The following is a 15,957-nucleotide window of genomic DNA, read 5'->3' on the forward strand; positions in this document are numbered from 1 at the left end:
CGAAAAATCGATTGACGATCCCTGAGGCGTGGCAAGGCGATAAATTTCACCCATTTACGAAGCCTATTGAGTTGCATCTTGCGTGCAAACACCAATTGGCAACCATGAAACCCCGGTCAACGGCAAATCGATCGGTAGTTTCTACGAAACTCAACCTAAAAAAAGATCGATGTCCGTCGTAAGTCCTTTTGAAACAATGTTTTCGGACGAAGTCAACACTGCAAATTCGATTGCACGACGCGACACACCACCACGCGGGAGACAGCAGACATCATGGCATTACGCCAAATCTTTAGCTGGTCGCGTCAGGTCGGCCACCGTAGCGACGCTATCTCGCCGGCGCATTGAAAACGCAGTTGTACGCCCTTAGGCATCAAAGTATTGATCCGCGGCGACATGAAGTTCCGGAGCTATCCTAGCCCGTAATTCGTCAGGATCGAGCGCAAAATTTGCATTGATTTCAACTTTTACACCATCGTCCACCGCGGCCCCCGCCTGGGCTAGCCACGAGCGGTGCAAGTCCACGATCGCTTGACGGGCCAAAGCAGGAGTATCCGCCTCAGCTCCGTCGGCATTCTTGACTGGGGCGAACGCTTTGCCCGGCTCGACCTCGCAAATGATGGTCCGCTCAGCGGCAGGAAGTAGGTCGAAAATGAACTTCTCGAACTTCGTCGCATTGGGAGTTTCTGGCTGTACCGCTTGAGCAGCCTCATTGAGATAGGAAACCTTTTTACTGGCGCGATGAAACGGCAGTGATGAATCGCTTCCCCGTTCCCGATCTAGAAAAGCGACGTCGAACAAGTGCACCGCGATGCTGCCCGCCCACAGTTTCAACCCGCCATTCTCGTCCGTCATTTCGGCAGCTTGATCCGGCAGATCGCTATATTCGATCACGTGCGTGCGTCCATCCACTTCCACCACGTTACCCACTTTTTCGCTGGGGTAGCGTTTTCGGATGACCTGCGAAGTCATCTCACTTTCGGAGAGCAGGTGATGACCAATGAATTCAGGATCGCAGAGCGTGACCAGCGGATTGTCGACTTGGAAGTAGAACAGATGCCGGTGCCCGTTGGCCTGCATGCGGTCCAGGCACCCATTGCGATCGAGGGCGGTCAGTGTGCCGCCATGGCCATCGGGACTCAATGCCAGCGAGTCCTTTTCGGCCAGCAGCAGTTTGCCTGTCTGGGCATCGACAGCTGGCATCGTGCCCTGCTTGAAAATCACGACCTGGTCCGCCGCCAAGCCGAAATTTCCATGCTCCTCAAAGTAAGCTCGTGTGGGCGCATCGGTAGCTTCACTGGTCATCAAATACCAGGGAATGGCTACGTCATAGCGGCGTCCGGTAGCAATCAAGCGGTCGGCAAAGATTTGGAACAGTGTGCGATCGCTCAGCGGCCCGATGGGAAACATCCCTTTGGGCAAATCAAAACCAAGTCGCGTGCCTTGACCGCCCGCCACAAGAATAACGGCGATCTCACCTGCCCGGAGCGCCTCCTCGCCACGCTGGCGAGCCTCGGCGGGAGACCAGGGTACACCGCTACCATCAGCCGATACCGCCAGCGGCAAGGTGGCCCGCCTCGCCATTTCAGCGTAGTCAGTGGGCTGGTCATCGCCACCGACTAAGCGTGCGAGTTCGGCCAAGTCGACTGCCCGGATCTGAGCGGCGAGCTGGTCGCGAGAGCTGGCGTCAAGCTCATCCCAGTACTGCAGGACGTGCGTCTGGTCGTAGGGAGCGACAATGGCGGTGAGTTCATCGCGAGTAGTAGTCATCGAAGCATCAGTTAAAATTGGTATGGAGAAGGTGTCGTCAAAAAACTGCACATGCCCAGTCGACGTCAATACCAGTGGCTGAACAGCCCAGCGTTGGTTTAGCGAGCGACCACGAGCGCTTTGTCACTGATGTCTTTGCGGCACCAGGCGCCCTGCCAGCGAATCTGTGCCACGGCTTTGTACGCCTGGAGCTTCGCGGCACTGATGGAATCGCCCATTGTCGTAACACCGAGAACCCGACCGCCTGTGTTGACAACTTTGCCGTCGACCACGCTGGTGCCCGCGTGGAAGACTTTGACATCCTGCATCGCGTCAGCAGCCTCGATACCGGTGATCGGATAGCCCTTTTCGTAGGATGCCGGGTAGCCTTCACTGGCCATCACGACACAGATGGCAGGGCGTGGATCGAACGTGAGCTCATCGAGTTCGCCCAATCGACCATCCACGGTCGCTTCCATCACATCGACGATATCGGTTTGCAATCGCATCAACAGCGGCTGGCACTCAGGGTCGCCAAAACGCACATTGAATTCGAGCACCTTGGGACCCGCGGGCGTGAGCATCAAGCCAGCATACAACACACCCTTGAACGGACGCCGGGCGCGCTTCATCGCATGCACGATCGGCACCAGGATGCCGGACTCGACATCTGCGAGCGTTTGCTCGTCGAGCACGGGTGCGGGACTGTAGGCTCCCATGCCCCCGGTGTTGGGACCGCGGTCGCCATCGAGGGCGGGTTTGTGATCTTGCGCCGTGGGCAGGGTGAGGATGGTTTCGCCGTCGGTGATCGCCAAAACACTGACCTCCGGACCAGTCAACCGCTCCTCGATGATCAGTTCCTTTCCGGCGGCACCAAATTCCTTGCGAGCAGCGATGCGGTCGATCGCTTCGAGTGCTTCACTGCGGGTCGTGCAGACGACGACGCCTTTTCCGGCTGCCAGCCCATCAGCCTTCACCACCACGTTGACGGGATCATTCGGCTCGCTGTAGCGGTCCTTGATATATCGCATGGCGTCATCGGCCGAGCGAAATGTGCGGTAATCCGCCGTGGGGATATCCGCCGAACGAAGTAAATTCTTGCAGAAGACCTTGCTGCCTTCGAGCTCGGCAGCGGCTTTCGAAGGCCCAAACGCTTTCAGTCCTGCCGCCAGCATGTCATCGACCAGCCCCGCCACCAATGGTGCCTCGGGGCCGACTACCACCAAACCCACGTTGTTGGATTTGGCAAATGCAATCAATGCTTCGTGATCGTCCTGAGCAATATCGATATTAATCGCATCCACACCGGTGCCCGCATTCCCAGGGGCGACATACACCTTATTAACACGCGGACTTTGATTGATTTTCCAGGCTAATGCGTGTTCGCGACCGCCACTGCCGACGATGAGAACGTTAAAGGAAGGCATGAATCAGCGGGGGCGAAAGGAGCGAAGCGGGAGAAGATGGGATGATCGTAGGAAACCGAGGCAAAAATGAAAGACGTCGGCAGGCAATTTGCCCGTTTCCGCCAAGATTTCGTGGTTTTTCCGTGACGGAACAGCCGCGGAAGCGAGTCGCAGTGGTGCGGCGGGTCTCGCAGACGTGGAATTCTACCCCGATTTCCCCTGCGCCGGGAGACGCTTGTGCTTCCTTCAAATCAATGCCGCGCCCGCCGCAGATACCTTGGTAACTGAACGCAGGGTCGAGCCCGATTCAGCCCGGATCGGCATAGACTCGATGCTTGTTAACACGACCGGCCAGCGTTGATTTCCGTCACCACTGGGTTAGGGCACCGATTTTGAATCCGAATCCCGCTTTGACGACCTTGGTATCACCGGCTTCTTTGCTGCGGGCCAGTTCGAAGCCGCGCCAGTGGTGAAGTGCCAGTGGTGAAGTTCGAATTGGCAGCGATCTCCGATCGCGAGCTTGCGATTGTTTTTTCGCATGCGGCGATCATTCAGCGACAATCGTCGCCGGTGATGGCTATCGGTTTTCGCACAACACGTCTTTGCCCCGCCTCTGCACCCCGGATCGTGTATTCCCGGTGGATGCCTTTGGGCAGCACAGCGTTGTTGACATCAATCACTTCGATCTCGCGATCTCTTGTCGTCATTCTCGTCCTTGGATCGCTGGAGTGTTCCGATCAGCGACGTGCCGCTTGGCGAATCTGCTGGACCAACTGTGCGTCGGGCTGGCGAAGTGTGAGGACCTGTTCGCGGCTGTTGCCGTTACGATCTCGCAGAATGACGATCATCTCCGTGTCGCCGGTTTCAGCGGCGACTGCGCCGGAGACGTTCACGCCAGCGAATTGATTGGTCGCCATTGGGGATGAGCTCGATGCTTGAGCCTCGCTGTGATCGATCGCACTGATCTGATTGGACGCCAGGTTTTCAGTGGGGTCGGCTTGATAGAGCCTCGTCAGTTGCACCCGATCGAGCTGCCAGTGAATCGAGCCGGGGCCGGTGTAGATACCGATGTCAGATTTGTAGTCGGCAGCGTTGCAAACGCCGATCAAACGTCCTTGCTCGTCAAACAGTCCGCCACCACTGCGACCATCGATTGGTGCACCGGAGATTTCGAGATTGGATCCGCCGACATTCTGGTTGTATTTGTTGACTCCGGTGATCCGGGTATCGCGGCGGGTGGGAGGGTCGCCTCGATCGCAGCCAAAACTGAATGCGGTCTGGCCAACCTTGATCACATCGTGCTCGCGAACGACGTCGATCGGCTTGATCGGCATACCGGGGCGAATGGCCACCAGACCGATATCTCGATCACCCGCATCGTAGTCGATCAACTGACCGGACACGGTGTGAGGTTGCCCACCGACAAAGAGGTCGACTTCGATTTTGCCTTTGCCGTCGCCGTCTCGAAACAGGTGACCGCAGGTGAGCACGAGAGCCTCTTCACCATGAACGTCGATGATCGTGCCCGTGCCCGCACCGTAACCGCGGCCGTCATGCACTCGCAGGCGAACCGTTGCGGCTTGAGCACGCTCCACTGCATCAGCCAGCGACGCACTCGGCATCGCTTCGATGATCCGTTCAGGGGTTGGACTGGTGGGGCCGACCTCTGCGGAACTCAGTGACGCCAAGGATTGCCAGGAATCGCCTTGGGAGAGTTGGTTGCTAGCGGAGCGGTCATCTTCGCGTTCGCGACGTACCGTTCGGCTGGATGATTGAGCCAGTGAGTTCGTTGGAGCGCTGAGCGGTGCCAACCGCGTCTGGGGATCTTGAATGCTGGAACTGCGGACAGACGACGCATCGATCTGACTGCGAGTGGGGACGATTTCACCGCCGGCGTTTTTCTGCAGTGCCGCATATAGATTCGCGGCGGTTTGAGCACCGACCAATCGTGTGACTTCCCGACCTTGTTGCACGACGACATACGTGGGTGTGCTGCGGATGCGATAGCGCTGTGCGAGTTGCGGTTCGGCTTGCACGTCGACCTGGCGTACCGGCACGCCGCGAGCGATCAGTTCGGAGACGATCGGCTGCATGGCGCGGCAGGGGGGGCAGTTGTCTGAACTGAATTCGAGCAGGATGGAGTCCGCCGTCGCAGATGCTCCGCAGGCGATCAGCGCCAGTAGCGAAAATACGCAACACGCAAAACCACGTGTTGTGAAAGCGTTTTGATTGAATGAGCGAATCGGCACAGTTCGTCCCTCCTTGGACGCTGAGAAAAGGCGTGTCGCCGGCGAACGTGTATCAAGCTTGGTTGACGCGGTCGCGATCCTTCACATCCGTGTCACCGAACGTTCGCACTGGCGAGTCGGGATGGTCGACAATGGACATGGTCGATCACAACCCCAAAGCATCCGCGTGATCGCAAACTTGAGGAATTTTTGAGTTTCACAGCAAAAAAACATGAAAAACGATGCTTGTGTTCACCGCCAATTGGGGCGGACCTCGCCCGCCCCCGCTTCCTCCGCCCTCCAGCGAGCCTCGGGGATGATGCGTCGGAACTCTCCCGGTTTACCACGGATCGAGGCGCTCATCAGTAACAATCCCAGACGTACTTCTTCGCGTTTACGGATCGGCACGTCGATCACACCCGGGGCCAGCGACGCGGCTTTTCCTCGCAAGAAAACGGTGACGTTATTGAGCCCGTCGCCGAGGTTCACGCCCGCATCGCCCCCGACGACAATCGTACCGGCCAACGCCCCCGCACCCGTGTCATCACCGACATCACCGCGAACAAAAATGCTACCACCACGCATGGCCGCACCGACTCGCGGCCCCGCCGACCCGTAGACCGCGAGGGTACCACCGATCATCGCTGCCCCCAGTCCGCAGCCCGTACTTCCTGTGATCCGCACGACACCCCGCCGCATGCCCTCGCACACGCCGTCGCCCGCGCTGCCTTCCAGTCGCACATCAATCCCAGCGAAGGACGCGAATGCAAAGTCACCCAGATCGCCAACGGCATGTACCCGCACCCAGTTCGCCCATCGCATGCACGCCGCATCCTGACGCTGCAATCCAGTCAGCCGTACTAATGGAAAAACCTCCTCTGCAGCGGACGAGTCCGACATCGCATGGGGTGGATCGACGTCGATTGCTGCGATCGCCTGACGCAGTTCTCCACTGGTCAGCTTGGTAAGGTCAAAGGTGAAATCAGGCTTCTCGAATTCGTTCATGCAAATCCATTCCCAACGTGCTGAGGCTGTCCGTGATGCAATGGGTAGCGACTGAGCGAAGCGGCAATGGCACCAACGATTCGCTGCAATCTCTCGCTGGCTCGCGATGACACTGCGAGCACATCCTCGTGGCTTGCCGTCATCGGCGCATCGGGCACAGCCATGTTCGTCACTACACCAATGGCGATTGTCCGCAATCCGGCGCGGCTCGACAACACGACCTCGGGAACCGTACTCATGCCCACGATGTCAGCCCCCCAGCTCTTCATCATGCGGCACTCGGCCCGAGTTTCGTAATTTGGGCCGCTGACGGCTAAGTACGTCCCCCGGTGGATCCGGCCTGCCGCCCCTTCGGCGGAACAGACTTGGTAGACGATGTCGGCAAATTCCGGGTCGCAGGTGGGGCGTCCGCAGCGCAGACCGGACGGGGCCCCCCGCACCGTGTCCTGCTGACAGAGTGCCGCCATGCCCATCTGTCCATGCAGCAGGCCAATATGCTCGTCAATGATCACGAGGTCACCGGTTTGATAGCGAGAATTCAACCCACCGGCGGCGCAGCTGATGATCACAGCGTCCACTGACAAGCTAGCCAACAGCGCCATCCCACGCGAGATGGCATGGATGTCGTGGCCTTCATAGGCGTGCAGCCGACCAGCCATCGCGATGACCCGCACTCCGGCGAATCGTCCCAATAGAAATTCCCCTCGGTGCCCCAACGCCGTTGCCACCGGCATCCCCGGCAGTTGGTCGAAGCCGATTTTCGCAGCGACGTCGATGGAATCTGCCAGACCACCCAGCCCACTGCCCAGAATCACCGCGAGCAGCGGTGTCTCGGAGTCGGCAAACCAGCCTGCCGCCTGTTTGCGAACACAATCGACCATCGCACTGACGCCCCCAGAGCTGGAGGACGGTTTCGAGACGGCCAATGGGCTGGATTTTGCCATGGGTTGGGACGTGCTGGGGACGTTCAATCGTGGGGGGACTGAGGGTTGGGGGAGTACGCTGTCGTGTTGCTACCAGCGGTTTTCATCTCGCGGCGACTTTTAGTTTCCAGAAACTGGGAGCGAGTCGGGCTTGGCAGGTAGCAGAATCGTCAGACTATTCGGTTTCTCGGCGAGTCTAGCAGTGCTGACGAGCTTCTATCATCATCTCGGCCACAACAATCTGGCAGCCCCGAAATTCGGCCGTGCGGTCCAGCGTGTCTTGATAATGAGACGACTTTGCTGGTATGCGGAGTGACCCGATAGGTCGAGTTACCCGGTGGCTTTCTCGATACTCGAGATCGATTCTCCGCTCATTGACATCGCCCGGCGTGACGAGCTCGATCGTGGCACCTCCAAATTACCATGAACGGCCCGTGCCTTGGCAGGTGACCCGTGTCCTGGCACGTGACCCGTGTCCTGACGCTAGATCGGGGCGAACTACGTCGATGACCCTGATGACGCCTTCTGTTCTCGATCGCCCACGCCGGTAACCGACCGCCCCAGAACGCTGGCGGTCGCCCCCGAGGAAAGACTGCGTGTGGCCCCACGTGGCCGTGCTGCCCCATGTGGCCGTGCTGGTCACAAGGCCGCGACCTGCTTTTTTTCTGCAGCAGTCCGATGGCGGACACTGGACTGCTGATAAACGGCATTGAATGCGCGGTCGCTGGTCTGCAAGGGGTGGGAATCCGTTCTTAAGACTTGCGCTGTGTGTGAAGACCGGCCTCAGAGCCAAGCGGTTGCGTGCGTCCACGCGGTTTCCATACCCCGCTGATAGCAGATTCGCCAGCGGCATAGGGGACTGGATTTTACCGGTGGCCCGCCAATTGCAGACAATCTAAGGTTGAATTGTACCTTTTGGGCTTTTCGATCAGCCCCACCTTTGCGATATTTCTGCTTCGCGCGCACCTAATGGTGAATTGAATTTTAATCTTCCACACCACGACGATCGAGGCGTTCAGCCTCGCAAGCCGCCGGTTTTTTTCTTGATGCACACGTTTGTTGCATCCCGGGGTTTCAACGATCGAGTGTGTGCGTCAGCCTAGGTGAATGTAGCATGAAGTTGGAGAAAATCAGGAATCTTGGTATCAGTGCCCACATCGATTCGGGAAAGACCACACTGAGCGAACGCATCCTGTTCTATACCGGTCGCATCCACAAAATCGAAGACGTCCGCGGTGGCGGTGACGGCGCGACGATGGACCATATGGAACTGGAAAAAGAACGTGGGATCACGATCACCAGTGCCGCAACCAGCGTTCAGTATCAGGGCTACCACATCAATCTGATCGACACCCCTGGCCACGTGGACTTCACCGTCGAAGTCGAACGCAGCCTGCGTGTGCTCGACGGAGCTATCCTGGTGTTGTGCAGCGTCGGTGGCGTGCAGAGCCAGTCGATTACCGTTGACCGGCAAATGAAGCGCTATCAAATTCCGCGTCTCGCGTTCATTAATAAAATGGACCGTACCGGTGCGAACCCGCGACGCGTTGTCGAACAACTCCGTAACAAACTCGGTGCCGACGCCTTCTTGGCTCAGCTCCCCATCGGCGCGGAAGAAAACTTCCGTGGCGTTGTGGATCTGATCGAGATGAAGGCGTACACCTTCGAAGGTGATCAAGGCGAAAAGGTTATCACCTCGGAGATCCCCGCAGACTTGCAGGACGAAGCCGCTGACGCCCGTGTCGCCATGCTCGACTCGTTGTCCAACTACAGCGACGAAGTGATGGAGCTGCTGCTCAGCGAAGAAGAAGTCACGAAAGAGATGATCTACAAAACCATGCGTCAGGCCGTGCTCAACGGAGCCACGCCGGTCTACATGGGCAGTGCCTACAAGAACAAGGGTGTTCAACCTCTGCTCGATGCGATCACGAAGTATCTCCCCAGTCCATTGGACCGAGAAATCTACGGTCGTGATCCCTCGGACGAAACGAAGAAAATCGAACTTCTTCCCGATCCGGAAAAACCTTTCGTTGGTATGGCGTTCAAGATTGTCGAAGATCCTTTCGGCCAGCTGACCTTCATGCGGGTTTATCAGGGCACCATCAAGAAGGGTGATGCCTACACGAACCAACGGACCAGCAAGAAGGAACGGTTCAGCCGCATCGTGCGGATGCACAGTGAAAAGCGTGAGGAAATCGAATCAGCCTCGGCCGGTGACATTGTCGCCGTCATGGGTATCGATTGTGCCTCGGGGGACACGTACTGCACCGAGCGTGACTACGCCACGCTTGAGTCGATGTTCGTTCCTGAGCCCGTCATCAAGATCGCCGTCAATCCGCTCAACCGCGGCGATGGCGACAAGATGAGCAAGGCTCTGCAGCGATTCCGCAAAGAAGACCCTACGTTCAGCGTCTATACCGACGACGAGACCAACGAGATCCTGATCTCAGGCATGGGCGAATTGCACCTGGAAATCTACATCGAACGGATTCGCCGCGAGTACGGCGTCGAAATCGAAGTCGGTGCACCCAAGGTGTCGTACCGCGAGAGCCCCACCAAGACCGTCAACTTCGACTACAAGCACAAGAAGCAAACCGGTGGTTCGGGTCAGTTCGCTCACATCAAGGGCGTCCTCATGCCGATCGAATCGGACAGCGAAGACAGCTTCGAGTTCGAAGAGAAAATTGTCGGTGGTCGTATTCCGAAGCAGTACATTCCTGCTGTTGAAAAGGGCTTCCGAGACAGCCTTGGCAAAGGTCCTGTGGCTGATTACCCCGTGGTGGGCACCCGCATCGAGTTGATCGACGGTAGCTATCACGAAGTCGACTCGAGCGAAAAGGCGTTTTACACAGCCGCGCAAGGGTGCTTCCGGGAATACTTCAAGCAAGCCTCGCCCAAGCTGCTGGAGCCGATCATGAAGGTCGAAATCGAAGTTCCCGAAGACTTCCAAGGTACCGTTACCGGTGACGTGATCCGCCGCCGGGGAATCATGCTCAGCAACGACACTAACGAAGGCATGACCGTGATCATCGCCGAAGTTCCCTTGGCAGAAACCTTTGGCTACGCGACCGACCTGCGAAGCATGACCCAAGGGCAAGGAACCTTCACGATGGAACTCGCGATGTATCGCCAAACGCCGAGCAATATCCAAGAGGATATCATTGCCGAGCGCAAGAAAGACGAACTCGCCGCCGCTCGCTAGTCACGAACTGCCGATCGTTAAAACGTACAAAGCCGGGAACGCAAGTTCCCGGCTTTTTTGTTGTTTGCCCAGCGAAGCTGGCAAGCCCTACCCGTGCTAGTCACCGACCCAGCCCGGTATCATGGGGAATTGAATCCGATTCGCACCGATTCCCCGGGCAACAGCGGGTCGGAGGGAGACGCTAGCGATGATGGGGTGCGTAGCGAAAGCGAACTCGATCCGGCTGGCTGCTCTGGCGAGCTTGCCAAGGTGGATCATCCAACGAAAGCATGCGCCGGAGGTTTTCGAGGGATAACTCAAGAGTCCAAAGATGATTTACGTGTGAGTTGCACTGACAGTAGAGTCGCAGGGCGGGGAGAAACGGCGTCAAGTTTGAATGGCGTGGACTTGGTCAGCCGAGCCGCGTAAGCAGCGAGGCTGGAGTCCACGCCATTCGCGTCAAATGCTGGACCGGTGCAGCTTAACCTGGGGTGTCCCGGTCGCCCGCGAACCCCTGAATCAATTATGCGCCCATGGTGCCAACGGTCCCTCACGGATTTCGGTTCGCCGACAACGCATTTAAATAGAATGATTGGACACCTGAGCGAAGCGTGAAAAGCCTTCAGTCAACACTTAGTATGATTTCGTCGGATTAAGCCCACAAAGTGGCGTTGCCTGTTCAGGAACAAGTGCAACAAGTAACAGGGGACGCCATCAAATTTGGGGAACCAGCACAATAGCCGGGAGTTTCCGGCGTCATCCGCCGCTTCAGCTCCCTCACAGGTGAAACGCGAAAAGCAGGCGAGTCTACCGAACGCGTCGTACAGGTTTTATCAAACCTGAAATTCGCGAAAAGGGACGGAACTACCCCATTAGCGCGGTGTTTACTGATGGAAATGTCGATTTCCGCCCGGCTGCGCTCTTCGTATGCATCCGTTCGTCGTTTCAAGAGCTTTCGCTCTTTCGGTGTGTAAACACGCTTATTCTGCCTCTTTCGTTTCTCCATTTCGTACCCGAAGCTTAACTTTCAAATGCGCATTTCTGGATTGTTAGTATTCTCAGTGCTTTTATTTGCATTTCTCGCAGGATGCAGTGGCTCCAGTGGCCCCAATGTCGTTACCGAGCAAGACGAGCTCGCTAACTACGCTGCGGAGCATCCAAATCCAGAAGGCACCAGTCCAGATTGACGGAAAACCTTGCTTTTGCAAAAGCAAACGTTTCCTTGCAGTTTTCATAGCTACCGGCGTCATAGCGGTGCCGAGTTACGCGTCTTTTTCCCTAGTTTCAGTTTAAGAAAGGTACATGTATGGAAAGTTTAAGAAGGAGGCATGCGTTCACTTTGGTTGAATTGCTTGTCGTGATCGCAATTATTGGTGTTTTAGTGGGCTTACTTCTACCTGCCGTTCAAGCTGCTCGCGAAGCAGCCAGGAGAATGAGTTGCAGTAATAACTTCAAGCAGATTGGTTTAGCAATCCATAACTATCACTCGGCCTACGATCAGTTGCCCAAAGTCAATGGCGGCACGCCGGGTTTGGTAACAGGTAATAATGCTAATAACAACAACAACAATGAGTTAAGTTGGCTTGTCGGGGTGCTGCCATTTGTTGAGCAACAGGCTTTGTGGGGTCAGATCAGTAACCCGTTGGATTGGAACAACGATGGCACGATTGATTTCCCGGCCATGGGGCCGAATCCCCGTCGCACTCTAACGACACAGGCAGCGACACCTTACGCCCCCTTTCTGACCGAAATACCTGGACTTCGCTGCCCCAGCGACCCTGGGCAAGGGATCCCAGGTCAAGGACGCCACAACTACGCTGCATGCACGGGAGACTCCGCCTATTACAATCAAGGTCCTGAAGATGATCAGGGTCGCTTAACAACCGCTCGATCAATTGCCGCGAAAGCAGGTTGTCGCGGATTCTTCGTATCGCGAGAGAAATCGAGATTCCGCGATGTATTGGACGGCCTTTCAAATACGATTTGCGCAGGAGAAATCGCGTCCGATTTGGGTGACAATGACATTCGCACACGGGGTGTTCAGTTGACCACAGATCCTTCACTTGCCGGTGGATCGATTGGCTGCCGACCTTCGATAGATCCAGCACGGCCTAGTTTTTGGTTGTCGACAGCCAATTTTGCAGGTGAAATTGCGGTTCCGGAAGATCGTCGCGGCATGAAATGGGCTCTGGACCGCGGTCTCCATGGCGCTGTAAATACTATTCTTCCTCCAAACAACGAACTATGCATGCAGACTCATTCGTTCAACACAGGTGTCATGCCTCCAAGCAGTCGACATCAAGGCGGTTGCCACGTGTTGATGGGCGACGGAGCCGTCAAGTTTGTGACTGATTCGATCGAAGCGGGGAATTCTTCGAGTCCACACGTGGGCGAAGGTGGCGTACGTCTACCCGCAGGTTCACAAAGCCCCTTCGGAGTGTGGGGAGCATTGGGCACTCGCGCATCGAACGAAACGAATGCTGCGTTGTAATCGAGTATTCGCGTAATATTAATAGGTACAGACCTCACTTGCAGATTGCAGGTGAGGTTTTTTGTTTCATTCGGCTTTTACGTTGGTATGACAGCGGTGAGCCTAGCGTAGGGGACTTTCAGCGAGTGGGGCGACTCGAACCTCATGCCACTCACGCTGCCAGCCGGTTGATTTCAGGTTCCGCCCACTTACTCATCAACGTCCTCATAGTCCCTGTCGTCCTCGTAGGATTCGTGCTCCTCTGGTGCCCCTTCTTGTGAAACGGCCGCTACCCTCTGAGACATCGCGTCCACGGAGGCGACCGGTTCGTCTGCCTCGACGGGCAATCCCTGCATCTGTTGCCACTGTGCCATCGTGAGCAGCACCTCACGAGACTTTGCCCCGTTGTACTGGCCAACGATGCCGTCTTCGGCCATGTAGTCAACCAATCGGGCTGCGCGGCCGTAACCGATGCCGAGACATCGTTGGATCAACGACAGCGAGCCGCGCCCCTCACGCACGACTACCTCGATCGCACTTTCATACAGTTCGTCTTTCTTGCGAAGGTTCTCGACATTGAGTTCCCCGGCGCCGCCCTCGCCATCGGCGTCCACCTTGAGATTCATCAACTCACCGATGAACTTTTGCTCTCCGCCGCTACTGCAGTGCTCGCACACCCGGTCGATTTCGGCATCGGAAAGATAGGTCCCCTGCCCGCGAATCAACGTGCTCGTACCAGGCCACAGAAACAGCATGTCCCCGTTGCCGAGCAATTTGTCGGCACCGTTCTCGTCGAGCACGACCCGACTGTCGGTTTTGCTGGCGACCTGGAAACTCAATCGAGCCGGCAGGTTACTCTTAATCAGACCCGTGATCACGTCAACGGTCGGCTTCTGCGTTGCCAGGATCAAGTGAATCCCCACCGCACGACTCTTTTGTGCCAAGCGAATGATGTGTTGCTCGACATCTTTGCCGGCCGTCATCATCAGGTCCGCCATTTCGTCAGCAATGATCACGATGAACGGGAGTTTGTCGGGCACGTCGCTGCCACCCTCTTCCTCGTCGATCTCGAGTCGTCGCAGCACCTCTTCGCGGCCCAAGTCATTGTAGCTGTTGATGTGCCGCACCCCGGCCTTGGCGAGCAGCGCGTACCGCTCTTCCATTTTATCGACGGCCCAGCCCAGGATTGCTTCGGCCTTCTTCATGTCCGTGATCACGGGGTGCATCAGGTGAGGCAAGCGACCGTATCCGCTCAGTTCGACCATTTTGGGGTCGATCATCAGCATCCGCACCTCGTCGGGTTTGCAGCACATCAGGATGCTGACGATGATCGCGTTGAGACAGACGGATTTCCCTGTACCGGTTCGTCCGGCGATCAGCAGGTGAGGCATTTTTGCGAGGTCGACTGGCATCGGCGAGCCGGAGACGTCTTGGCCAAGAAACACTGGGATGTTCATCTTGTGAACGCGTGAGTCGGATTGTTCGATCACATCACGCAGCCGCACGACCTGGCGGATCTCGTTGGGGACTTCAATCCCCACCGTGTTCTTGCCGGGAATCGGTGCGACAACGCGGACGCTCGGCACTCGTAGGGCAATGGCGAGATCGTCAGCCAGCGCGCTGATCTTGTTGAGCCGCAGCCCCGCTTCGAGTTCGATCTCATACTGCGCGATGACCGGGCCGAGCTGAATATCGGTAACCCGCACATTGCACCCGAAGTTACAGATAGTTTCCTGTAATAGGATTGCTTTGCGTCGCGCCTCAGCCTCTTGCTCGTCATAGTCGAACCCGTCACTGCTTTCGAGCAACTCGAGACTGGGTAAGTTGTAATCGGACAGATCCCCGCTGGAGTCCTGAACAGCATCGTCGAGTTGTTCCCGCATGTCTTTTTTGCGAGGAATCTGAATATTGGGTTCCGGTGGTTCCTCATGCGCTTCGTCGTTGCGGAGATCGTGCACCTCGTCATCGTATTCGAGCTCGCGGGTGACGCTTTCCTCGACATCGTCGTCTTCGTATTCCACTCGGTCGGACTCCGGTGGCGCGGTGGCAGCCTTTTTCGCGGGAGTCGATAGCGACGGCGCCTCGGTTGCTGGAACGGGTTCATCCGTAGACTCCGTGGGCCGCCGTGGCTGCCGAATCTGAAATTCAGGCTCCGGTTTGGCTTTGCCTGAGGTGGGTTCGGCTGGCTGCTCACCGTCGAGTTCGATCGGCGCCTCGGTATCGCTGAATGGTTGACGTCGACGTTTCAAGGTGACGGGCATAGCGCCGGCTGCGCGTGAAATTCCTCGCCGTGACACTTTGGCACCGCCTAGCACCACGCGGCGACCGGCGTAGATCAGCATGTAGTCGGTCGTCAGCAGGAGACCGACGGCTAAAGTCGTCAGCGTCAGGATCCAAGATCCGATCGAATTAAAATGCTGGAGCAGGAATCCTGAGCCCATCGCGCCAAGGTAACCGCCGTTGCCGACAACAGGCATGCCGGCGAGTTGGATCGTCGTCATTGCCGCTCCGGTGCAAACCGCCAGCAGCGTCACGCAGCCGCCGAGAGAGCGCAGTACCGGTGCGTTCATTTGTCCGCGAATCAGCAATGCCGTCGCGACCCCTCCACCCGCTCCGATCAACAGCGCGACCCCGATACCGACGAGGTCGAGTAAGCACGAGGCGACCAAAGCACCGAGCGCGCCGCAGGCATTATGAATGTTCTCGTTGAGCGGATAAACAGAAACGTCCGGCGAGTAGAACTGCGAAATCGGCCAAATTGAATTCGGGACGGGGTCTGCCGGATCGTGCGTCAACACAGCCACAAACGTCAACAGCGTCGCCGCGACAATGGCGAGCGCAGGAATATCCCGTCGCAGGGAAACACTGCGAGTCGACTCGGCGGTATCGAGATTGGCTTCAGACATGAACGAGAGCTGGGCAGCGATTAGCCATTACCTATGGGGTGCATGAGAGGAGTTGGGGACCCTGGTCCCGAGCGAGCAATTCGGTCTCG

The 15,957-nt window shown here is 57.1% G+C and carries 10 protein-coding genes; 3 read left to right on the forward strand and 7 right to left on the reverse strand.

From position 1 onward, the window contains the following. Positions 1 to 366 precede the first annotated feature (366 nt). From Poly21_RS18420 to Poly21_RS18440, 6 genes are all read right to left on the reverse strand, one after another. A complete protein-coding gene (locus Poly21_RS18420; RefSeq protein WP_146408326.1) occupies positions 367 to 1,770 on the reverse strand; it encodes a UTP--glucose-1-phosphate uridylyltransferase in 1,404 nt (467 codons plus the stop codon). A gap of 98 nt (positions 1,771 to 1,868) precedes the next feature. Next, positions 1,869 to 3,176: a phosphoribosylamine--glycine ligase gene (gene purD / locus Poly21_RS18425; RefSeq protein WP_146408327.1), complete on the reverse strand. Its 1,308-nt coding sequence runs from the start codon at positions 3,174 to 3,176 to the stop codon at positions 1,869 to 1,871. 530 nt (positions 3,177 to 3,706) lie between these two features. Then, positions 3,707 to 3,862, reverse strand: a complete 156-nt coding sequence (locus tag Poly21_RS27685) for a hypothetical protein (protein WP_302119524.1) — start codon at positions 3,860 to 3,862, stop codon at positions 3,707 to 3,709. A gap of 30 nt (positions 3,863 to 3,892) precedes the next feature. Further along, positions 3,893 to 5,404 carry a trypsin-like peptidase domain-containing protein gene (locus tag Poly21_RS18430; protein WP_302119525.1) on the reverse strand — a complete coding sequence of 504 codons (1,512 nt, stop codon included), beginning with the start codon at positions 5,402 to 5,404 and terminating at the stop codon, positions 3,893 to 3,895. 231 nt (positions 5,405 to 5,635) lie between these two features. After that, complete coding sequence (locus Poly21_RS18435) at positions 5,636 to 6,388, reverse strand: tributyrin esterase (protein ID WP_146408328.1); 753 nt, start codon at positions 6,386 to 6,388, stop codon at positions 5,636 to 5,638. Continuing rightward, positions 6,385 to 7,332 (reverse strand): purine-nucleoside phosphorylase, encoded by a 948-nt coding sequence (locus Poly21_RS18440; protein ID WP_146408329.1) that lies wholly within the window; start codon positions 7,330 to 7,332, stop codon positions 6,385 to 6,387. The genes Poly21_RS18435 and Poly21_RS18440 overlap by 4 nt, the downstream gene beginning before the upstream one ends. A 1,093-nt stretch (positions 7,333 to 8,425) precedes the next feature. Between Poly21_RS18440 and fusA the strand changes: the two genes are divergently transcribed. From fusA to Poly21_RS18450, 3 genes are all read left to right on the forward strand, one after another. Then, positions 8,426 to 10,513 carry an elongation factor G gene (gene fusA, locus Poly21_RS18445; protein ID WP_146408330.1) on the forward strand — a complete coding sequence of 696 codons (2,088 nt, stop codon included), beginning with the start codon at positions 8,426 to 8,428 and terminating at the stop codon, positions 10,511 to 10,513. A 1,010-nt stretch (positions 10,514 to 11,523) separates the two neighbouring features. Continuing rightward, positions 11,524 to 11,679 (forward strand): hypothetical protein, encoded by a 156-nt coding sequence (locus Poly21_RS27690; protein WP_302119528.1) that lies wholly within the window; start codon positions 11,524 to 11,526, stop codon positions 11,677 to 11,679. A 119-nt stretch (positions 11,680 to 11,798) separates the two neighbouring features. Beyond that, positions 11,799 to 12,983 (forward strand): DUF1559 domain-containing protein, encoded by a 1,185-nt coding sequence (locus Poly21_RS18450; protein ID WP_146408331.1) that lies wholly within the window; start codon positions 11,799 to 11,801, stop codon positions 12,981 to 12,983. 188 nt (positions 12,984 to 13,171) lie between these two features. On the opposite strand, the gene Poly21_RS18455 is transcribed toward Poly21_RS18450, so the two are convergent. After that, positions 13,172 to 15,868, reverse strand: coding sequence for a DNA translocase FtsK (locus Poly21_RS18455; RefSeq protein ID WP_146408332.1), 2,697 nt, complete (start codon positions 15,866 to 15,868; stop codon positions 13,172 to 13,174). Between the last annotated feature and the right edge of the window lie 89 nt (positions 15,869 to 15,957).

Source organism: Allorhodopirellula heiligendammensis, from assembly GCF_007860105.1.
Lineage (GTDB): Bacteria > Planctomycetota > Planctomycetia > Pirellulales > Pirellulaceae > Rhodopirellula > Rhodopirellula heiligendammensis.